Source organism: Mucilaginibacter gotjawali, from assembly GCF_002355435.1.
Classification (GTDB): Bacteria; Bacteroidota; Bacteroidia; order Sphingobacteriales; family Sphingobacteriaceae; genus Mucilaginibacter; species Mucilaginibacter gotjawali.
Window position 1 is genome coordinate 1,855,504 of sequence record NZ_AP017313.1, and the last position, 19,787, is coordinate 1,875,290.

Genomic DNA, 19,787 nt, shown 5'->3' on the forward strand with positions numbered 1-19,787 from the left:
TGCTACCGTTCAAAGGAGAGCCTTTTTCCGGCTCCTCTTTCCTGCAATTCTCCTTTATCCCAAACCACATTCCCCGAAACAATGGTGGTGATAATTTTTGACTGAAATGTGGTGCCATCAAACGGGCTCCATTTACATTTATAAAGGATGTTATCCTTGTTGACTGTCCATGGCGAATTCAGGTCCACCAGCACCAGATCCGCCCAATAACCTTCGCGGATATAGCCGCGCTTTTCTATCTGAAAGCAGTCTGCCACATTGTGTGCCATTTTTTCAGCAATCTGTTCAAGGCTGATTTTCCCCTGGTGATAAAGCTCCAGCATAGCAGGGAGTGCATGTTGTACAAGCGGGCCGCCGGATGGCGCCTGCAAATAGGGAAGCGCTTTCTCCTCAATGGTGTGCGGTGCATGATCCGTTGCAATTACATCTATCCGGCCATCTAAAACCGCTTTCATAATGCCGGCCCTGTCGTTCGCTGTTTTTACGGCAGGGTTCCATTTAATCAGGTTGCCTTTGGTTTCATAATCTCCGTCGCTAAACCAAAGGTGGTGGATACAGGCTTCAGCAGTAATTCTTTTTTCCTTTAATGGGATGGTATTATCAAAAAGATGGGTTTCTTTTTCTGTTGAAATATGCAGGATATGCAGCCGGGTATTGTGTTTTTTGGCTAACGCTACTGCCATGGATGATGACAGGTAACAGGCCTCTTCACTCCGTATTTTAGGGTGTAACCTCACCGGAATATTTTCGCCAAGCAACTGTTTAAAATGAGCGAGGTTGCTTTGGATAGTAGCCTCATCTTCGCAATGGGTGGCTACCAGCATTGGCGATTGCGCGAAAATGTTTTCGAGTGTTTTAGGGTTGTCCACCAGCATGTTCCCGGTTGATGAGCCCATAAAAACCTTTATGCCGCAAACATTTCTGATGTCGGTTTGGAGAACCTCGTCAATATTGTCATTCGAAGCACCCATAAAAAAGGAGTAGTTAGCCAAAGCGCTTTGTGCAGCAATTTGGTATTTGTCCGCAAGCAATGTTTGCGTTAGGGTGTTCGGAACCGTATTGGGCATTTCCATAAAGGAAGTAATACCGCCTGCAACGGCCGCTCTCGATTCGGTATAGATGTTCGCCTTATGTGTTAAACCCGGTTCGCGAAAATGCACCTGGTCATCAATACAACCCGGAAAAAGAAATAGGCCTTCCGCATTTAACTCCAGGTCGGCTTTTACATCTATTTGTTTATCAATGCGATCAATAAAACCGTCTTTTACCAGGATATCGGCAACGGACAGATTGTTTTCATTAACTATAGTGGCGGATTTGATTAGAACAGAGGACATAACGCAAAGGTAATATGATGTGTCCGGATAATTGATGGATTTTTGTCAATAAAATTTTTAAAACTTTAAGGAATAAAACAACCTAACCCCGGCATCATCCGTAAAAGGGAACTTCATCATTTATCAAATATCAGGGCCAGGATGAGAACAAGCATTCGTCAAAAACTTTTTTTATTCTCATTGATAGTTCTGGCGGGCAATGGTGTAACCGGGTATGCAGTTTATCAAAGTAACCAGAGACTCTTTAAATCGGAGCAAATGGTTCGCCATACCGAACAGGTTATTTACCAGTCAGGCAATGTGCTCTCTATTGCCAAAGATATTGAAACAGCGGCAGAAGGATATGTGATTACGAATGACAGCACCTTTCTCAAGCCATTTTATCTTGCGAAAAAATCCGCATTCAACAGCATTAGCGATTTAAAAGAACTAACCCGTGATAACCCCGGGCAACAAATCCGCATCGATTCACTTAATGGTTACTTGCATAAATTGTTGGATTTTGCGACTAAAACAATTAAGATAAGGCAGGAACAAGGGCTGATGCCTGCTGTTACGTTCACCTCAAATAAACAGGGTAAATACTTAGGCGACCAGATCCGCAAGATAACATCAGCGGTTCAGCAAACTGAAAATGTTTTGCTGCGCATTCGTAAACAAACAAACGGGCGTTCGCAAATCGCTTTCAAACAGCTTTCAAGGGTTATATTTATTTCGATGGTGGCATTCACTATTCTGCTTTTGATTTTGATAGACAGATATTTTCTGCAGAATAAAGAAAAGGAAAAACGAACCATTGAGCTGGCGCTGGCTAACGAGGAACGTACGAAAATGGTTGGCGACCTGATGCTGCGGAATATGGACCTGGAGCAATTTGCCTACATTATTTCGCATAACCTTAGGGCACCGGTTGCCAATATTATCGGAGCCTCGAGTGTTTTGAACGATAATGACTTAAGTTTGACTGATAAGGAGACCATTTTCAAAGGCATTAACGTATCTGTTACGCGTCTTGATGAAGTGGTAAAAGACCTCAATCATATTTTGCAGGTAAAAGGCGATATCAACGAGACTAAAGAAATTGTCCATTTTTCAACCCTTGTTGAAGAGATAAAGTCCAGTATTCAGAATCTGATTGATAAATATAACATTGAAATAACGTATGACTTTTCGGCTATCGACGGTTTTTTAACGTTGAGGGGTTATTTATACAGTATTTTTTATAACCTTATCTCAAATAGTATTAAATACCGCCGAAAAGAGATTCACAGTATTATTGAAGTTAAAAGCAGGCTGGAAAACAATAAACTGGAGTTACTTTTTTCAGACAACGGAATGGGCATTAATCTAAAAAAAAACGGAGACCAGGTTTTTGGATTGTACAAAAGGTTCCATTCGACGGCTGAAGGGAAAGGGTTGGGCTTGTTTATGGTTAAAACGCAAGTAGTGGCGCTTGGGGGTAAAATTACCGTGCAGAGTTTGGAAAACGAGGGTACTGAATTTAAAATTGAATTTCAGTTATAACCAACAGGCACTGCCAGGGTGCCTTAACTATTAAACCTAAGCCCGTGAAATGTATAATTGACTATACATTTTCATGCCCGGCTCCTCAAAAACGATTTGTAAACTTTTAGCAACAAGTGTGAATTAATTAATTAAATATATATAAATTTAATTATAAATAAATTTTTGTCGTGTTTTTGCTAAGATTGGCACTAATTGTGGTTGGTGATGCATATGGAAACGACACACAAGCACAAGCCGGAAACTATTCATGACGATAATTTTTCGGATACAAGGCTAAAAAGCTTTCTTTATTGGATAATTGTATTTCTTGCGCTGCTATCTACAGTATGCATAGGGGTTATTTTCATTCAATGGAGTGTCAACACGCAAAGAGTATAAACGAATGCCTGGGGTGATTGCGGTTTTATGATTGCCAACTGGCTTTAGGGGTTAAATATCCACTGGTAATTATCAATTATTGCGTTGATCAGCATCGGGTCGGTATCCTTTTTTTTCAGGAGCCGGATCATTTTTTTGAAATAATCGGTAGCGCTTACATCCGGTAAGTAATAATATTTTCCGTCTTTAATCACCTTAAATGTGCCGAACTCAAGCCTCCCGGGCCTGCTGCTCAAATGGAAATGGGCATCGTGGATATAATCAGCTAATATATTAAATGATTTTTCGTCAGTTACGTAAGATATAACCTGGAGGGTGTCATTAATGATTTCGACAGAGTCCCGCGGAACTTCGCCGGTTCCGGTGCTTATATTGAGGGTGTGCACAGGCAGGATGCGTTCGCCTACATGCAAAAATTTAATGTAATGCTGATCGGTTGTTTGCCCATGGACGTTTAATGTTAAAAAAACAAGGGTAATTAATAACAGTTGTTTAATCATATGAATAGCCGCCCTGACCGATGGGGCAATTTATAAGTCCTGGTCATAGTTAAGGCAAAATACCCCCGTCCCAGTTTTTACAAAGAAAGTAATTATTTAATAATCGTGCCAAACTTTCCGGATTTACAAAAAAATCCCCCGTGTTTGTCTTTCCGGCATGTTAAAAACCTTTCACATTTATGCTTTCGCGCTCACCTCACCAGAAAAAACTATCTTTGCGCCATGGCTGTAACTTTTGAGGAATTTAAATTTAACCGGCAGATATTGAACGCTATTGCCGATGCCGGTTATACCGAAGCAACGCCAATACAACAAAAAGCTATCCCGCCCATACTTAACGGACAGGACGTGATGGGTATTGCGCAAACCGGTACCGGAAAAACTGCGGCCTATGTTTTACCTATACTGATGAAGCTGAAATATGCCCAGGGCGATCATGCGCGTGCACTGATTATTGCCCCTACGCGTGAGTTGGCTATGCAGATTGAGGAAAATATTAAAGCGTTTGCCGCCAATACCGATTTGCGGGTGGTTGTACTATATGGTGGCCTTGGCCCCAAAACCCAGATAGAACAGATAAATAAGGGTATGGATATTATTGTGGCCACTCCGGGCCGCTTTATGGATCTTTACCTGGCCGGGCATATCGTTACAAAAACATTGCAGACTTTAGTGCTTGATGAAGCAGATAAAATGATGGACATGGGCTTTATGCCGCAGATCAACCGGATATTGGAAGTAGTACCGGTAAAAAGGCAAAACCTGCTCTTCTCGGCAACCATGTCGGATAAGATTCATGAACTGTCCAATAATTTTCTCGAATTTCCGACCGTTATTGAAGTAACGCCGCAGGCAACACCTGCACAAACGGTTAACCAGCATTTGTACTTTGTGCCCAATGTAAAAACCAAAATCAACCTGCTGAAAAAACTGCTTGACCAGGAAGACGACATCAAAAAACTCATTATTTTTTGCAAAACCCGTACTGCTGCCGAAGATGTGTACAAGTTTTTACTGCGGAAGTTTGGCGAAAAAGAGGTGAAAGTATTACATGCCAATAAGGGGCAAAATACCCGCATCAATGCCATCAATGCGTTTAAAAATGATGAAGTTAAAATCCTTGTGGCTACTGATGTGGCTTCCCGCGGGATTGATGTGAGTGATGTAAGCCATGTAATCAACTTTGACGTTCCGGTGGTAATTGAGGATTATGTGCACCGGATCGGGCGGACCGGGCGGGCCTATCAATCAGGCGAAGCAATCACTTTTTGTAACCCGGCCGAATTATATTATATCCGCAAGGTGGAAAAACTGATCAGGCAAACCATCCCGGTAACAGATATCCCCGCAGAAGTATTCATAGAGGCTACGCCCTATGACGAAAAACAAGAACAGGACAGGGAGATAGATATGCAGAAACGCCGTGATGACCCTGATTTTAAAGGGGCCTTTCACGAAAAGAAGACTTTGAACCAGCGTAAAAAGTTTGATGCTGCAAAATCAAAAACCACGCACAATCCAAAGGAAAAAAGAACGAAATCGCCAAAATCATACAGGAAAAAACATTAAGGTACTATGAAGTTAAGGATCACCCCCCTCAATTTTGCAAGCGCATTCTTTTTATTCGCGGCGGGCTACAGCTGGATCTATGGGATTAAAGTAACAGGTTCTAAATTGATTAATTTGGGCAATGCTATTGGCTGGATCTTTATTCTGTTTGCTTTTGTAGTGTCATTTATGGACATAATGTTCCGTAATTTCTTCCCTGAGAACAAAAAATTATGGATTGTAGAGTTAAGCTTTATAACTTTGGCCGCTATTATATTTTTAATTGTTAAATAACGAAATGAAGAAAGCGGAGATAAAGCTGACTATTGAACTCGACGATAATAATGTACCGGAAACCATTATGTGGGAATCTACTGACGCGCAAACCAAAGAGGCTTTGCCGGTAAAATCCATGATGCTGGCCCTGTGGGACCAGAATTATAAAAATACACTGCGGATAGACCTGTGGACGAAAGATATGCCGGTTGATGAAATGAAACGTTTTTTTTATGAGACCCTGCAAACAATGGGCGATAGCTTTTTACGCGCAACCGGCGAAACAAATATTGTGGAAGACCTGCGCGACTATTGTGCCCACTTTGCCGAAAAAATGGAAATAACCCAAAAATAGCCGCCATGCGCCTCAATAATTTGCTTTCCTTTGCCGGCTTTGTGATCTTGATTGCCGGTACCTATAGCCCTATTTTGAAACCTATAGTGGGTCATTGGGATGTATACGACGGCAACAAACCATACGGCATAGTTATTTTATTGGTGGCGATAGTGGGTATGCTGGGCACAGTTTTAAGCCAGCCTAACATTATTCGCCTTTCGGCCTGGCTGTCCCTTGGTTTGGTCATCCTGTTTTATATCCTGGCTATTTTAAAAGTTCGTATGTCCTTTGATTTTATACCCTTGCATTTTCTCGCAAAATACCTTACCTCAAAAATAAAATTTACATGGGGCTGGTATTTATTGTTCGGTGGGGCTGTGCTGGCAGTTTTAGGGGTAGTATTTGGTAAAAAGCCATGGATGAATAACAAAATCCAGTCGCTGGATTAGTTGCAGTTTAAAGGTTGAGTACGGTTTGTCCGCTGCCGGTAACCCGCGCTTCATGTTCAAGCAGCCATTTTTTACGCCACACCCCGCAGCCAAAACCGGTTAAACTGCCATCCGATCCTATTACCCGGTGACAGGGTACCACAATGACGAGGTGGTTTTTGCCGTTGGCTGAGGCAATCGCCCGGATACCCAACGGGTTATTCATAAATTTTGACTGTTGGGCATAACTGATGGTTTTACCATACGCTATTTTTGTTAACTGCTCCCATACCTGCTGCTGAAAATCAGTCCCTTTTTGTTTTAAGGGCAAAGCGAATGTTGTTCTCTTCCCCTCAAAATACTCGTCTAATTGCTGAACAGTAGTTTTTAATAGCGGTGTTTCGGCAGCAGTTTCCTCAAACTCGCCATCAAGCAGGTATATCGAAGTGATAAAGCCTTCCTCTTCGGTGATCCTGGCAAAACCTATAGGCGTTTTATGGTAGGTTGATGGCATAAGATTGTTGAATCAGTTGCACAATTATAACACTTTTTCAGCCTAATCAACAACTCAGCAATTAACCCAATCAACAATTCACTACATTTGCCCTATGCAACTGGTAAACCAAACCTGGTTTTTGTTAAAAAAGGAAATTATACTGGAGTGGCGTTCAAAATATGCCTTTAATGGGGTATTGCTATACGTAGTATCAACCGTTTTTATTTGCTACATCGCTTTTAATTTAAACCCGGGACTGTCAGGAAGCAGCGGCTATCCTATTATCTGGAATGTTTTATTCTGGATAATTATGTTATTTGCGGCCGTAAATGCCATTGCCAAAAGTTTTATGCAGGAAAGCAAGGGCAGGCTGTTGTATTATTATTCAATTGCGAGCCCTCAGGCCATTATTCTTTCAAAAACCATTTATAATGTTTTGTTAATGGCGCTGCTGAGTGCGCTGGCCTTACCTACGTATTTGCTTTTTTTTAACAACACCATTGGCGATCCTTTATTTTACTGCCTGGCTGTATTATTGGGGAGCTTCAGTTTCTCAACCGTTTTTACCATGATATCGGCTATTGCTTCTAAAGCAGGGAATAACGGAACCCTGATGGCAATTTTAAGTTTCCCCGTTGTTATCCCTGTGATATTATTACTTATCCGTTTAAGTAAGAATGCGATGGATGGCATTGGCCGCAATTTTAGTTATAGCGGCATCGGTGTCCTTTGTGCCATCAATCTTATTGTTATTACCACAGCGCTGCTATTATTCCCGTTTTTATGGCGTGATTAATATTTTATTTTAAACAGAATGCATCACCCGGAAAACCTATTTTAACAGACATAGCAAATAAGTTACCGGCAATTTCATCTTTTATTCATTTTTTATGTGTTTTTTCGCACCAAATTTTTTTTCATAATTTTACACGATGCGATTCCCCTGGCTCATCTTAATGTATCTTGTTTTTCCTTTTGTTGCATTTGCACAAAATGGTACAATAACCGGCGTGGTTACAACTGTTGAGGGTAAAAAACCACTTGCACGCGCAAGTGTGTTTTTGAGCAATTCTTCTGCCGGAACAGCAACTGCGGATAACGGCACATTTGCGTTGTACAACGTGAGGCCGGGTCAATATACTTTGGTTGTGCGTATTTTAGGGTACGAAACCTACTCCAAAACGGTGTTGGTTGGTGCAGAGACAATAAAACTGGATATACAATTGGCCCAAAAGCCGCTAATGTTGCGTGAGGTTGATATTTCATCAGCATCAGACTGGAAAAAGAATTTCGAGGCGTTTAAAAAGGAATTTATAGGGAAGGATGATAATGCCAAGTACTGTGAGATTATGAACCCGCACATCCTCAACCTGGCGTATAACCAAACCAAAAAGATCTTAACCGCCAATACCGACCAGTTTTTGGTGATTGAAAATAAAGCATTGGGCTACAGGGTTAAGTTTTTAGTAGATAGTTTTTCTATTGATCATATCAATGAAGTAGTATCAACTTCAGGATCACAGGTTTTTGAGGAACTTCCGGGCAGCGATGCACAGAAAAAGAAATGGCATGAACGCAGGGAAGCCGCCTATCATGGCTCGGCGATGCATTTTTATCGCAGTTTAATTACAGATAAAGTGATGCAGGAGGGTTTTATCATGTATCATTTCTTACGTTACGTCAATCCGCTCAGACCTCCTGACGAGGTAATACGACATAAAGTAAAGGTATTTGTTGATCACCATATGATCGATTCGGCAAGATATTATGTTGATGTCGTGTCAAAACTATCTAAATACTATAATGAGAAAATTCTTAAACCACAGTTATTTACGTTTGAAGTAATGTCCAATGGCAGCCAGCCCGGTTTATATGCCATTCATTTTCCAAAGTATTTATATGTAGTGTATACCAAAAAGAGTGACGATACTCCTGATATTAATTTATACCGCGCTTTGGACCAGCCGAACTATGCCGTAAGTATCATTACCTTAAATACAGATTATGCTGAGTTTGACCATAATGGTATTTTGATTGGCGGGTCAACCTTATATGAAGGCGAATGGGCAACACACCGGCTATCTGATATGCTTCCGGTTGATTACGTGCCTGATGACAATAAGTAGCTCAAATCAGCACCCGCTTCCTTGTTAACCATGCCTGTTTATTGCTTCTCATTTTGTAAAAACTACATTACAATATGCTTATTTGTCGGTAAATAAGCACTCTTCGTCGATACCGCAAAAATTTCCCGCAATTTAATAAATATCATTGCGTTGTTTTCAAAAGCAACTTAATTGCTCGTTAGTTAGGTGATTTTCTAAATCAGTTTGTTAAAAAATGCTATTGTGCCAAACTGGTGTTTTGACTTGTTTTTTATTGCTAATAAATACAATGCCACCCCCTATGGAAAATAAAACCCTGATCATTTTAGGTATGCACCGCTCCGGTACTTCATTAATTACAAACTGGCTTCATAAATGCGGCCTGCAAGTTGGCGAAACCTTAATGGAAGCCGGCGTGGGTAATAAAGAAGGGCATTTTGAGGACACCGAATTTTATAAAATGCATATGGAAATATTGAGAGATAATAACCTGAACGAATCAGGCATTATCAATCAAAAAGTAAATTATCTTTCCAGCTATCATAAAGAGAAAATTAAAGGAATTATCAGGGTTAAAAACAAGCTCTTTGGTCAATGGGGTTGGAAAGATCCGCGTACCTGCCTGTTCCTGAAGCATTACAGGGAATTGCTGCCGCAGGCATATTACCTGGTGGTGGTCAGGGATTACCATTCAGTCGTCGTTTCACTATTAAAACGCACTATGGCTGAACTTGATTTACATTATGATACACAAAAAGGCCCGTTATCCAGGCTGGCCTGGTATAAAGTGAGGCGGAAGCTTTTTTACCATCGGTTTTGCCGCAAACATGCCTCGTATTTTTTAAATTCATGGATTTTTTACAACGAGAATATTCTTGAAAATATCAAAAATATGTCAGATAAAAGATTCCTGATCGTCGACTACGATATGCTCAAAACCAAGGATAAGGATGTGCTGACATTTTTAAACACCAATTGGCATTTTTCGTTAAATTATTCCAAATTTTCGGGGGTCTATAAAGATAGTTTGCTCAGCAAATCATTTGATGTGGAAGATTACATTGACGACAAGCTGCTGATCGGCAAGGCAAATGGTGTAATGAAAAAATTGATGAACTATGCCCCCGACATCCGGCATGAGTGTAATGCCCCGTCGTTTAATGCGGAAGTGTTACTTTCCTGAGCAACGGAATATGCTTGTTTAGCAATTGGCAGCATTATTAGTGCAATCAAACAATTTTATTTTCAACCTTACCACTAATTCCTATAATCCGCCAAAAACAGCTACCTTTGCCATCATAAATCTATATGAAATTTATATATCAAACCTGGTGGAAAGTATTAGCCGTTGTGATGATACTTTATACCCTTATTGCAGGCTTTTTATTTGGTGTGCCCACCCTGCCTATATTGCACGAAACCATCAGGAATACTTATTTCCATGTCCCGATGTGGATAGCGATGTTCACGGTTTTTACCATATCCGTTATTTACAGTATCAAATACCTGAACACAGGTAAGGAAGAATATGACCTGATTGCGGTTGAATGCGTAAATACAGGCACTTTTTTTTATGTTTTAGGTTTAATAACCGGAATGCTATGGGCGAAGTATACCTGGGGTGCGTATTGGAGTAATGACCCTAAGCAAAACAGCGCCGCGATTGCTTTTTTATTATACTGTGCATACGCAGTACTCCGTAATTCGATTGATGAAGAACAGAAGAGGGCAAAGATATCAGCCATTTATAACATTTTCGCCTTTCCGATAATGGTGGTGCTGATTATGGTGCTGCCAAGGATGACTGATTCATTACACCCGGGCAATGGTGGCAACCCCGCTTTTGGTAAGCTTGATATGGATAACCGCATGCGTATGGTTCTTTATCCGGCATTTATCGCATGGGGATTGATTGCCGTTTGGATTGCCACACTGCGTTATCGCATTCGATTGATCGAGTACAAAAAGAACGAAATAAATTAACATGAAGAAAATATTGTTTTCAGCACTTTTGCTCCCGGCTTATGTTAGTGCTTTTGCCCAGCAAAACCAGCAGGTTGAAATGGCCGATGCCATGCGCAGTTCAGGTAAAATTTATGTGGTAATAGCCATCGTAGTAATCATTTTTACCGGTTTAGCCATATATTTATTCTCGATCGACCGGAGATTGAAAAAAATCGAAAAGGAAAAATAATTCAAAAGGTTGGCCTATTCAATTTAAACTGGCATCTTAATGTAAGAATTGCGGTAGGGCAGGGGTTTAGTGATAATATATTTGCGATATTGATAAAAAATGTGTCAAATTTGCACCGTTTTTTAACAAATTAATAATTATTCAAAACAATTTATGGCTACTTATAATCCGGCCGCTGATCACAGTACAAACTTTTTTGGTGACGTTTGTAACAACTTTGATTACGCAGCCCAATTTACCACACACGACGCTGGTTTATTAGACCAGATAAAATCATGCAATAGTGTTTACCGTTTCCGTTTCCCGATCCGCAGGGGAAATGGCTTTGAGGTAATAGATGCCTGGCGTGTGGAGCATTCCCAGCACCAGTCGCCAACAAAAGGCGGTATCCGGTATAGCGAAATGGTTAACGAAGATGAAGTAATGGCGCTTGCAGCTTTAATGACCTATAAATGTGCGATTGTTAATGTGCCTTTCGGCGGTGCCAAAGGCGGTATAAAAATCAATCCCAAGAACTACACCTTACAGGAACTTGAAAATATTACCCGCCGTTATACGGTTGAACTTGCCAAGAAAAACTTTATTGGCCCAAGCATTGACGTGCCTGCGCCTGATTATGGATCAGGTGAGCGCGAAATGAGCTGGATAGCGGATACGTACGCCACCATGAATCCCGGCCAGCTGGATGCCATGGGTTGTGTAACCGGTAAGCCAATTGCTTTACAGGGAATTGCAGGCCGTAAGGAGGCAACCGGCAGGGGAGTAGCTATTGCTGTTCGTGAGTGTGTGAGCGTGGGCGAGGATATGCAGAAGATTGGTTTGCTGCCAGGTATTTCGGGTAAAAAAGTTATTGTACAAGGTTTGGGTAACGTAGGTTACCACTCTGCGAAGTTTTTGGCTGAATTTGGTGCATTGATCGTAGGGCTTTGCGAATTCGAAGGGGCTATTTATAATGCCGATGGACTCGACATTGATGCCGTATTCCAGCATCGCAAAGCTACCGGTTCCATTTTGGGTTACCCGGGCGCCAAACAGGAATTTAAACACTCGTTGGAAGGCCTTGAACAGCCCTGCGATATCCTGGTACCGGCTGCCCTGGAGAACCAGATCACTATTGCCAATGTAAAAAATATAAAGGCGAAAATAATTGCCGAAGGTGCCAACGGCCCTACTTCGCCTGAAGCTGAAGCCATTTTTTATGCTAATGGCGGCATGATCATCCCGGATATGTATTGCAACGCAGGTGGTGTTACGGTATCTTATTTCGAGTGGCTTAAAAACCTGTCGCATGTGGCATTCGGCCGTATGAACCGCCGTTTCGAAGAAAATATGAACCTTAATATGGTAAACATGGTTGAAGGCATTACCGGTGTTGCTTTAACCCCGATGCAGCGTTCAACCATCATCAAAGGTGCGTCAGAGCTGGAGCTGGTCAATTCAGGCCTGGAGGACACCATGATCCGGTCGTACCACGAGATCAGGGAAACCTACAAAAACAACGAAAAAATTGACACCTTGCGGACGGCCGCTTTTGTATGTGCGATAAACAAGGTGGCAGTATCTTACCAGAATTTGGGTGTATGGCCGTAAATTGAAGAAGTCCGAAAGTCCGAAAGTCGGGAAAGTCCGAAAGCAATAGAATTAAATGCGTCAAATGATTCTGGCGTTGCTTTTAAACTTTTCTGAAGCTTCTCTCGGACTTTCGGACTTGCCCGACTTTCGGACTTGCAAAGAACGATTCTAAATAATATTATCTGGTTGTAATAAACATTATTAACTTAACGTTTTGTATTTTTGTAAACCGAAATACTATTTTAAAACCGCAGATGAAAAAGAGTTCGATTTTTGGTTTAGTGATTATTGCTGTTGCAATAGCGGTAATCATCAGCATTTACTCCAGTTCCAGTTCATATGGCTCTTTTAGCGATGCCAAAAAAACCGAAAGCCAATTGAGTGTAGTAGGCTTTTTAGATAAGCAGAAGGAATTGCATTATGATGCCGCCAAAGACGCAAATTATTTTTCTTTTTATGTAAAAGATAAAAAGGGCGGCGAATGCAAAGTTATTTTCAGGGGTACCGAACCGCAGGATTTTGAAAAATCCGAACAAATTGTGCTTACCGGGCAAATGGTGGGTGATGAATTTCACGCATCACATATCCTGATGAAATGTCCTTCAAAATATACCCAGGATAAAGTTAACGTCACAGAGGCTCAGGCAAAATCAGCCAGTTTATAATTAAATCATTTTAATGGATAAAGTTTTCAAGGGCGAACACCTGTTACCCGGTCATTTGGGCCAGTTTTTTGTCGTCCTATCCTTCAGCGCCGCGCTGTTATCAGCAATCAGTTATTATTTCGCTACAACCAATACCAATAAACTGGATAATTCCTGGCTTAAAATGGGCCGCTGGGGCTTTTTTCTCAATACCATTTCTTTACTTGGCGTAGGCGTTTGCCTTTTTTATCTTATCTATAATCACTACTTCGAATATCATTACGCATGGTCATACACCTCGCGGTCGTTGCCTGTTTACTATATTGTTTCAGGTTTCTGGAACGGGCAGGAGGGCGGCTTTTTGCTGTGGACCTTCTGGCAGGCCGTTTTAGGTAATATCCTGATCTGGAAGGCAAAATCGTGGGAGAAACCAGTAATGACGGTGATTGCCTTTTCGCAGGTATGGCTGGCGACAATGCTTTTAGGTTATTATGTGTTTGGCGCAAGGATAGGCAGTTCGCCTTTCCTGCTGTTAAGAGATGCCATCCAGGCACCGATATTTTCACGACCTGACTACCTTTCATTTATAAAAGACGGACAGGGCATGAACCCCCTGCTGCAAAACTACTGGATGGTGATCCATCCGCCAACCCTATTCCTGGGGCTGGCTTCCATTGTAGTGCCGTTTGCTTACGCGATTGCCGGTTTATGGCAGAAACGATATAAAGAGTGGATCACACCAGCAATACCTTACACATTGTTCGGCGGAATGATTTTAGGAACCGGTGTTATTATGGGGTCATTGTGGGCCTATGAATCACTCAACTTCGGGGGCTTTTGGGCCTGGGACCCGGTGGAGAATGCCTCAATATTCCCATGGTTGCTTATTGTTGGCGGTTTGCATGTAATGATCGTTTTTAAAAATACAGGTCATTCTTTCTTTACTGCAACTTTCCTGGTGCTGATGAGTTTCATCATGGTGCTTTACTCGTCATTTTTGGCAAGAAGCGGCGTATTGGGCGAAACGTCGGTACACTCCTTTGTAGATAACGGGATGTTCTGGCACCTGCTTTCTTATGTGCTGGTATTTTTAGCGTTATCTGTTATTCTGCTCGTGGTTCGGCGTAAGGAATTGCCTTTCACCAAAAAAGATGAGGAGACTTACTCCCGTGAATTCTGGATGTTTGTAGGCTCGGTTTTCCTCGCTTTATCCTGCTTCCACCTCATTTTGGTAACCTCTATTCCCGTTTGGAACCGGATGTTTAATTCAAAAGTAGCGCCCCCAAACGACCTGGTTGCGCATTACAACGTTATCCAGGCTTCATTCGCTATGGTGATTACGATATTAACCGGCTTTACCCAGTTTTTAAAATATAAAAAGACCGATGTTACACGCTTCTTTATTGTAACAGGGGTTTACATGCTTGTTGCGATTTTGATTACCGTGCCGGTTGTTTATTTTACAGGTTTGTACAAATTGCAATTTGTATTCCTGCTGGTAATGGTTGGCTCCATTTACTCAATACTGGCCAATGGTAAAATATTTATTGACGCAGTTAAAGGTAAGTTTAAACTTGCCGGATCGGCCGTTGCGCATATTGGTTTCGCGCTAATGCTGGTTGGGGCGTTGATAGCAGCGGGCACACGTAGTGTTGTTTCCGTAAATGATACCGGATCTGTCGCTGTTTCAGGTTTTGATAAAGCTGCCGGTGATGCCCGCGAAAACATCATGATCTATAAGAATGAGCCTATAAAAATGGGCCCTTATACAGTGACATATGTTGGTGATTCAACGTCGGAACCAAATCATTATTATAAAGTCGATTATAAAAGATACGACGCCGCAGGGAAAATAACAGAGGAATTTATGCTGAAGCCACACGCACAACTTAATGGCGGAACAAGCTTAACCTCATCGCCGGATACACGGCACTATTTATTCCACGACCTTTATACACACGTTACGGCACTGCCAATGCCAAAAACAACGGCCACCGGTGATGCGCAAACTGACGCGGCCCATGGAGATGCCGAGAATGACGATAAAAATTATGATCCGCCGGTGGCTCATGAAATTGCTGTAGGTGATACCATCCGCTACCGTGAGGGGTATATTGTGCTGAAAGCCATGAAAAAGGAATCATCTATCCAAAATATTCCATTAACCGACAGCGATATCGCTATAGGTGCTCAATTACAGATCTTTTCTAATAACCAGCATTACACAGCCGAACCTATTTACCTGATAAAAGGAAAAGGCGCTTATTATTTTGACAGGAAAGCAGAAGACGCGGGGTTAAAACTTCGGTTGTCGAAGATCATTCCTGAGAGAAACAGGGTGGAGATCACTGTTTACCAGCAGCCCGAAAATAAAAAGCCATGGATAGTGATGCGCGCGCTTGATTTCCCTTATATCAATTTCCTATGGTCGGGCACGCTGATCATGATCCTGGGATTTTTGTTGTCGATTTTCAGACGTCAAAAGGAAGTGAAGGCGGTTTGATAGGTTGCAGATGGAGGTATCAATAAATCAAAGGCAACAAATAGCTGATAGCGGCTTTTCGGTTTTTGAGGATATTTATACCATCGACGAAATTAATAGTATAGGAGCCATACTCAATAAGGCAGACCGATCTGAAAAAACTTTCCGTCAAACTGCCGATCTGTTCGCTATCCGGCAATTTTTAAAAGTACTTCCTGAAGTTAAACCATTGGTGTTTAATCAAAACTTAAGGTCGGTTATTGATGCCCTTTTTGGTAATGACTATTTCGTGGTAAAGTCAATTTATTTTGATAAACCTGAAAAATCTAACTGGTTTGTTGCATGGCATCAGGATTTGACGATTTCGGTTGATAAGAAGGCCGATGTGCCGGGATATAGCGCCTGGACAGTCAAACATGATCAGTTTTCTGTTCAACCAGCGGTTGAAATATTAAAAGATATATTCACTATTCGGATCCACCTGGATGATACAGACGGAAATAATGGAGCGCTAAAGGTTATCCCGGGTTCTCATCTTAAAGGAATTTACAGAGCAGAAGAAATAGTCTGGAATTCAGAAGCCCCAATAACCTGCAACGTAAAGAGCGGGGGAATTATGATCATGCGCCCTCTTTTAATGCATGCTTCTGACCGGACTACGTCAAACAAAACCCGGAGGGTGATACATATCGAATTCAGCAGGGACAAGCTCCCCCTGGGACTAAACTGGGCAGAGAAGGAAACAACCACTCCTTAAAGATAAACTGTAAAAGGAGGCACCTATGGTGCCCGTTGATTTACTTAGATTTTTCTATAAACAGGTGACTCCTACGGAGTTTTTAGCACGAGTTTTTGCATTTATTGTCATTTTTTCAAATGATAATAATGCCGGAATAGGTATGTTGATTTATATCTGCTTATCCATTAAATCATACAACGACAACTCCATAGGAGTTGCGTGTTTATAGAAAAAAGGAGATCAAACTAATCGGCTCCATAGGAGCTTCCTTCGCCGACAATTCTAAACGGATTTAGTCAAAAAATTCAAACAGATATCGTTCATCAAAAGGGATCTCGAATTTGTTTAATAAACTTAAATATTCCTGTTTAAAAGTGCTCTTTTGATGGTGAATTTCCTGGTTATGCACATATTTTATAACCGTATCGATATGTGAGTGTGAATATGAAAATACGCCATACCCTTCCTGCCAATTAAATTTGCCCCGGATCCAATTTTTATTGTTAGTAAATTCATTGCTTTCAACTTTTATTTCCTTCACAAAATCAGAAATTAAAATGTTTGGTTTAAAGCCTACAAATAAATGGGTATGATCAGGCATCGAGTTAATAGCAAGCATTTTTGCTTTCCTGTTTTGCACAAGGGCGGTAATGTATTTATGTAATTCTTCTTTGTTCTCTTTCGCGATTAAACTTTGCCGGTTTTGAACCGCAAAAACAAATTGCAGGTAGATTTGCGAAAAGGTGTTGGCCATCGGTTATATATTTTATTTTTTTATAGTTCCGTAATCAATGCCTGTATCAATAAAGAATTGTCGCAAGAGATCGTATTTCTGATTGCAATATGTACCGATTGAAAACTTATCTGACAGTGTTCGATAATGCATGCATTCAAAGCAAACCTCCAAATAATCATAGACTTTCCCATTTTTATCAAAAAACACTATCGCATTTCGTGGCGAATAGCACGTATACCCCGGATCGGCATAGTCTGTCTGTTTTCGCACCGTTGTGTTGTAAATAAGATTCGTAAATTTTTCGATCTGTTTACCGCTTAAATTTTGGATTTCAATTAGCGATGAGTAATTTAATTTTTGATTTTTAACATGCAGGCCGGATTCATATTGAATATCAAATGGATTTTTGTGCAACAGACTGTCGGGAACTTTTGCATGAATACCGTCATCATAAATCTTCACGGAATCATTTGTTAAGTATTCCCGGCGGCGATCCATGTATCTGAATGAAACAGCAACTATTTTAAGTGCTTTTGAAAAAGGATATTTCTTAAGTCGTTCGGCAACGCTATAGTGGTTTGTGAAAACACAATCATCATCGGTTGGATGAGGGTTGCGTATACCTATTTTAAAGTCGGCCGAAATAGTCCTTTTCTGAATTGATATTTTTGGTTTTAAACTATCCGATTTTACAAAATCTACATTTCTCAAAAACTCCAAAATCTTTGCATTCACCTTATCTGCCTGTTCAATGTGTGGCAAATGCGCCGCATCGTCTACCGGGAAAAAATCAACTTTTAACACGCTTCGTACTGAATCGCTGAATTGAAAAGGCACGGTATGGTCGTCTTTTCCCCAGATCAGCAGTACATGTTTATGTGTATTATTCAGGCTGGTATAACTCTGCCTGCCGTTGTATTTATAGTCATACCTTGTAGAAACGATGGCATTCCTAAAGCCTTTGTACTGCATCTGGAACCTATACTTTTGCACCCAATCCGTGTGCTTCTCCGGGTGTTTAAAATCAGTCAGCTGGCCGTTTGCCCTGTCATCCCCGTGCGTAGCTTCATCAAACAAAGTATAAAACTCAGGCGCCGACGATGGCCCGAAATGATATACCGGGTCAACCAATATTACCTTGTTAACCAGATTGGGATATTTGCAGGTGAAATTAGTAACGATGGCGCCACCAAATGACACGCCGGCCAGGCTAACAGGCGTTTTAAGGTGCAATTGTTTAATCAGATCTAGCAACTGTGTTTGGTAAAGTTCCTGGTTATAAATAACATCCGGGCGGTCGGAGTATCCTCTTCCATACATATCGTAACGCAAAACTCTGAAACCTTGCTTTACCAAATATTGGTAAGTGCCGTCCCATATGTAATAAGGTACGCTAAAACCGTGTACCAGTATTACGACGTTCCCGGTATCGGGACCGCCCAATTCATAATGTGTAATTCCCCGGCTTAATTTAATGTACTGGCCGGGAGTTCCTTTTCTGTCATTATCGGTCAGCTCTTTTTTTTCCATATTTCCCTTAAAATACAATACAGTGGCGTAAATGCCGGTAACAAGGGTCAAAAACAAAATGGTACTGAAAATGAGTCTGAGTATTTTCATAATGCGATATAAATTGAACCAAAAGAATTCTGTTGACTAATTTAGCGGAAATATTCAGGTTATATTTCAGTAAGTTTTAATTGATGATATGCGCATAACCATTATCGGTTCCGGAAATGTGGCCACCCACCTGGCAGCAGCTTTTAAAAATGGAGGGCATCGTATTGTGCAGGTTTACAGCAGGGAGATACAAAATGCTGCATTGCTGGCCTACCATGTAAAGGCGGAAGCTATTGACCGGCTGCAGGACATAGACCCTGAAACTGATTTGTTTGTGATTGCTGTAAAGGATGACGCCATCTTTTCTTTGGGGCTGTCATTGGCGCCGTATAAAAAACTAACGGTTCACACCTCTGGCGCTACAGCTTTAACTGTATTGTCATCCATCATGCCAAATTCGGGTGTATTGTACCCGCTGCAAACTTTGAGCAAAAATAAGGAGGTTGATTTTTTAAATGTACCCTTATGCATTGAGGGGCCCGATGAACAAACAACACGTATATTGGAGCAACTTGCCCAAACCATCAGCAATAAAGTTTACCGGATCAACTCCGCACAACGCAAAGTATTGCACCTGGCAGCCGTTTTTGCCTGTAATTTTCCGAATTATTTATACGAAGTGGCAAGGCGGCTGCTGGACAAACAAAATATTGATTTTGAATTGATCAGGCCGCTGATCCTGGAGACCGCTCAAAAAGTCCAGGAAAATTTACCTGTTGAGGTGCAAACCGGCCCGGCTGTACGTAACGACGAAAATACCATGAAGATGCATTTACAAATGCTTCAGGATGAACCCGGCCTGCAAATGATTTATGAGCTGTTAAGTCAGGGGATTATCAAAAACACTAAAGATGGGCACTGAGCGTAA

Annotated in this window: 21 protein-coding genes; 16 read left to right on the forward strand and 5 right to left on the reverse strand. The window is 41.3% G+C overall.

From position 1 onward, the window contains the following. Positions 1-2: 2 nt before the first annotated feature. Positions 3-1,337, reverse strand: coding sequence for a dihydroorotase (locus MgSA37_RS08600; RefSeq protein WP_096351234.1), 1,335 nt, complete (start codon positions 1,335-1,337; stop codon positions 3-5). A gap of 141 nt (positions 1,338-1,478) precedes the next feature. On the opposite strand from MgSA37_RS08600, the gene MgSA37_RS08605 reads away from it, so the two are divergent. Further along, a complete protein-coding gene (locus MgSA37_RS08605; protein WP_096351236.1) occupies positions 1,479-2,861 on the forward strand; it encodes a sensor histidine kinase in 1,383 nt (460 codons plus the stop codon). A 425-nt stretch (positions 2,862-3,286) separates the two neighbouring features. On the opposite strand, the gene MgSA37_RS08610 is transcribed toward MgSA37_RS08605, so the two are convergent. Beyond that, on the reverse strand, positions 3,287-3,742 hold the full coding sequence (locus tag MgSA37_RS08610) for a hypothetical protein (RefSeq protein WP_096351237.1): 456 nt from the start codon (positions 3,740-3,742) through the stop codon (positions 3,287-3,289). 222 nt (positions 3,743-3,964) lie between these two features. Between MgSA37_RS08610 and MgSA37_RS08615 the strand changes: the two genes are divergently transcribed. From MgSA37_RS08615 to MgSA37_RS08630, 4 genes are read left to right on the forward strand one after another with little or no spacing between them, the layout of a single operon-like run. Then, on the forward strand, positions 3,965-5,311 hold the full coding sequence (locus MgSA37_RS08615; protein ID WP_096351239.1) for a DEAD/DEAH box helicase: 1,347 nt from the start codon (positions 3,965-3,967) through the stop codon (positions 5,309-5,311). 6 nt (positions 5,312-5,317) lie between these two features. After that, a complete protein-coding gene (locus MgSA37_RS08620; protein WP_096351241.1) occupies positions 5,318-5,584 on the forward strand; it encodes a hypothetical protein in 267 nt (88 codons plus the stop codon). A gap of 4 nt (positions 5,585-5,588) precedes the next feature. Beyond that, the gene (gene gldC, locus MgSA37_RS08625; protein WP_096357345.1) at positions 5,589-5,921 is read left to right on the forward strand and encodes a gliding motility protein GldC; all 333 of its coding nucleotides are present in this window, start codon (positions 5,589-5,591) and stop codon (positions 5,919-5,921) included. Positions 5,922-5,926: 5 nt separating this feature from the next. After that, on the forward strand, positions 5,927-6,352 hold the full coding sequence (locus MgSA37_RS08630; RefSeq protein ID WP_096351242.1) for a hypothetical protein: 426 nt from the start codon (positions 5,927-5,929) through the stop codon (positions 6,350-6,352). 7 nt (positions 6,353-6,359) lie between these two features. Here the strand turns inward: MgSA37_RS08630 and MgSA37_RS08635 are convergent, their stop codons facing one another. Further along, on the reverse strand, positions 6,360-6,845 hold the full coding sequence (locus tag MgSA37_RS08635) for a methylated-DNA--[protein]-cysteine S-methyltransferase (protein ID WP_096351244.1): 486 nt from the start codon (positions 6,843-6,845) through the stop codon (positions 6,360-6,362). A 94-nt stretch (positions 6,846-6,939) separates the two neighbouring features. On the opposite strand from MgSA37_RS08635, the gene MgSA37_RS08640 reads away from it, so the two are divergent. The 10 genes from MgSA37_RS08640 to MgSA37_RS08680 all read left to right on the forward strand — a co-directional run bounded on the left by MgSA37_RS08640 (position 6,940) and on the right by MgSA37_RS08680 (position 16,581). Continuing rightward, on the forward strand, positions 6,940-7,623 hold the full coding sequence (locus tag MgSA37_RS08640) for a heme exporter protein CcmB (protein WP_096351245.1): 684 nt from the start codon (positions 6,940-6,942) through the stop codon (positions 7,621-7,623). Between the two features lie 136 nt (positions 7,624-7,759). Continuing rightward, on the forward strand, positions 7,760-8,953 hold the full coding sequence (locus tag MgSA37_RS08645; protein WP_096351247.1) for a carboxypeptidase-like regulatory domain-containing protein: 1,194 nt from the start codon (positions 7,760-7,762) through the stop codon (positions 8,951-8,953). A gap of 280 nt (positions 8,954-9,233) precedes the next feature. Next, positions 9,234-10,115: a sulfotransferase gene (locus tag MgSA37_RS08650; RefSeq protein WP_157750498.1), complete on the forward strand. Its 882-nt coding sequence runs from the start codon at positions 9,234-9,236 to the stop codon at positions 10,113-10,115. Positions 10,116-10,240: 125 nt separating this feature from the next. Next, positions 10,241-10,915, forward strand: a complete 675-nt coding sequence (gene ccsA / locus MgSA37_RS08655; protein WP_221199423.1) for a cytochrome c biogenesis protein — start codon at positions 10,241-10,243, stop codon at positions 10,913-10,915. 1 nt (position 10,916) lies between these two features. Further along, positions 10,917-11,126, forward strand: a complete 210-nt coding sequence (locus tag MgSA37_RS08660) for a CcmD family protein (protein ID WP_096351250.1) — start codon at positions 10,917-10,919, stop codon at positions 11,124-11,126. Beyond that, positions 11,126-11,260: a hypothetical protein gene (locus tag MgSA37_RS29710; RefSeq protein ID WP_394365400.1), complete on the forward strand. Its 135-nt coding sequence runs from the start codon at positions 11,126-11,128 to the stop codon at positions 11,258-11,260. Before MgSA37_RS08660 ends, MgSA37_RS29710 begins: the two co-directional genes overlap by 1 nt. 19 nt (positions 11,261-11,279) lie before the next feature. Then, positions 11,280-12,716 carry a Glu/Leu/Phe/Val family dehydrogenase gene (locus MgSA37_RS08665; RefSeq protein ID WP_096351252.1) on the forward strand — a complete coding sequence of 479 codons (1,437 nt, stop codon included), beginning with the start codon at positions 11,280-11,282 and terminating at the stop codon, positions 12,714-12,716. Positions 12,717-12,952: 236 nt separating this feature from the next. Beyond that, positions 12,953-13,363: a cytochrome c maturation protein CcmE domain-containing protein gene (locus MgSA37_RS08670; RefSeq protein ID WP_096351254.1), complete on the forward strand. Its 411-nt coding sequence runs from the start codon at positions 12,953-12,955 to the stop codon at positions 13,361-13,363. Positions 13,364-13,376: 13 nt separating this feature from the next. Next, positions 13,377-15,845 carry a cytochrome c biogenesis protein CcsA gene (ccsA, locus tag MgSA37_RS08675; protein WP_096351255.1) on the forward strand — a complete coding sequence of 823 codons (2,469 nt, stop codon included), beginning with the start codon at positions 13,377-13,379 and terminating at the stop codon, positions 15,843-15,845. A gap of 10 nt (positions 15,846-15,855) precedes the next feature. Continuing rightward, complete coding sequence (locus MgSA37_RS08680; protein WP_096351257.1) at positions 15,856-16,581, forward strand: phytanoyl-CoA dioxygenase family protein; 726 nt, start codon at positions 15,856-15,858, stop codon at positions 16,579-16,581. A 274-nt stretch (positions 16,582-16,855) separates the two neighbouring features. Here MgSA37_RS08680 and tnpA read toward each other — a convergent pair whose 3' ends face one another. Both tnpA and MgSA37_RS08690 read right to left on the reverse strand, forming a co-directional pair. Then, positions 16,856-17,317: an IS200/IS605 family transposase gene (gene tnpA / locus MgSA37_RS08685; protein WP_096351258.1), complete on the reverse strand. Its 462-nt coding sequence runs from the start codon at positions 17,315-17,317 to the stop codon at positions 16,856-16,858. A 12-nt stretch (positions 17,318-17,329) separates the two neighbouring features. Then, positions 17,330-18,919 (reverse strand): alpha/beta fold hydrolase, encoded by a 1,590-nt coding sequence (locus tag MgSA37_RS08690; RefSeq protein WP_096351260.1) that lies wholly within the window; start codon positions 18,917-18,919, stop codon positions 17,330-17,332. 88 nt (positions 18,920-19,007) lie between these two features. Between MgSA37_RS08690 and MgSA37_RS08695 the strand changes: the two genes are divergently transcribed. Then, the gene (locus tag MgSA37_RS08695; protein WP_096351261.1) at positions 19,008-19,781 is read left to right on the forward strand and encodes a Rossmann-like and DUF2520 domain-containing protein; all 774 of its coding nucleotides are present in this window, start codon (positions 19,008-19,010) and stop codon (positions 19,779-19,781) included. The last annotated feature ends 6 nt before the right edge of the window (positions 19,782-19,787 follow it).

Coding starts and splice junctions, on each gene's coding strand:
- MgSA37_RS08600 (WP_096351234.1), bottom strand. CDS start 1,337: ATGTCCTCTGTTCTAATCAAATCCGCCACTATAGTTAATGAAAACAAT.
- MgSA37_RS08605 (WP_096351236.1), top strand. CDS start 1,479: ATGAGAACAAGCATTCGTCAAAAACTTTTTTTATTCTCATTGATAGTT.
- MgSA37_RS08610 (WP_096351237.1), bottom strand. CDS start 3,742: ATGATTAAACAACTGTTATTAATTACCCTTGTTTTTTTAACATTAAAC.
- MgSA37_RS08615 (WP_096351239.1), top strand. CDS start 3,965: ATGGCTGTAACTTTTGAGGAATTTAAATTTAACCGGCAGATATTGAAC.
- MgSA37_RS08620 (WP_096351241.1), top strand. CDS start 5,318: ATGAAGTTAAGGATCACCCCCCTCAATTTTGCAAGCGCATTCTTTTTA.
- gldC (WP_096357345.1), top strand. CDS start 5,589: ATGAAGAAAGCGGAGATAAAGCTGACTATTGAACTCGACGATAATAAT.
- MgSA37_RS08630 (WP_096351242.1), top strand. CDS start 5,927: ATGCGCCTCAATAATTTGCTTTCCTTTGCCGGCTTTGTGATCTTGATT.
- MgSA37_RS08635 (WP_096351244.1), bottom strand. CDS start 6,845: ATGCCATCAACCTACCATAAAACGCCTATAGGTTTTGCCAGGATCACC.
- MgSA37_RS08640 (WP_096351245.1), top strand. CDS start 6,940: ATGCAACTGGTAAACCAAACCTGGTTTTTGTTAAAAAAGGAAATTATA.
- MgSA37_RS08645 (WP_096351247.1), top strand. CDS start 7,760: ATGCGATTCCCCTGGCTCATCTTAATGTATCTTGTTTTTCCTTTTGTT.
- MgSA37_RS08650 (WP_157750498.1), top strand. CDS start 9,234: ATGGAAAATAAAACCCTGATCATTTTAGGTATGCACCGCTCCGGTACT.
- ccsA (WP_221199423.1), top strand. CDS start 10,241: ATGAAATTTATATATCAAACCTGGTGGAAAGTATTAGCCGTTGTGATG.
- MgSA37_RS08660 (WP_096351250.1), top strand. CDS start 10,917: ATGAAGAAAATATTGTTTTCAGCACTTTTGCTCCCGGCTTATGTTAGT.
- MgSA37_RS08665 (WP_096351252.1), top strand. CDS start 11,280: ATGGCTACTTATAATCCGGCCGCTGATCACAGTACAAACTTTTTTGGT.
- MgSA37_RS08670 (WP_096351254.1), top strand. CDS start 12,953: ATGAAAAAGAGTTCGATTTTTGGTTTAGTGATTATTGCTGTTGCAATA.
- ccsA (WP_096351255.1), top strand. CDS start 13,377: ATGGATAAAGTTTTCAAGGGCGAACACCTGTTACCCGGTCATTTGGGC.
- MgSA37_RS08680 (WP_096351257.1), top strand. CDS start 15,856: ATGGAGGTATCAATAAATCAAAGGCAACAAATAGCTGATAGCGGCTTT.
- tnpA (WP_096351258.1), bottom strand. CDS start 17,317: ATGGCCAACACCTTTTCGCAAATCTACCTGCAATTTGTTTTTGCGGTT.
- MgSA37_RS08690 (WP_096351260.1), bottom strand. CDS start 18,919: ATGAAAATACTCAGACTCATTTTCAGTACCATTTTGTTTTTGACCCTT.
- MgSA37_RS08695 (WP_096351261.1), top strand. CDS start 19,008: ATGCGCATAACCATTATCGGTTCCGGAAATGTGGCCACCCACCTGGCA.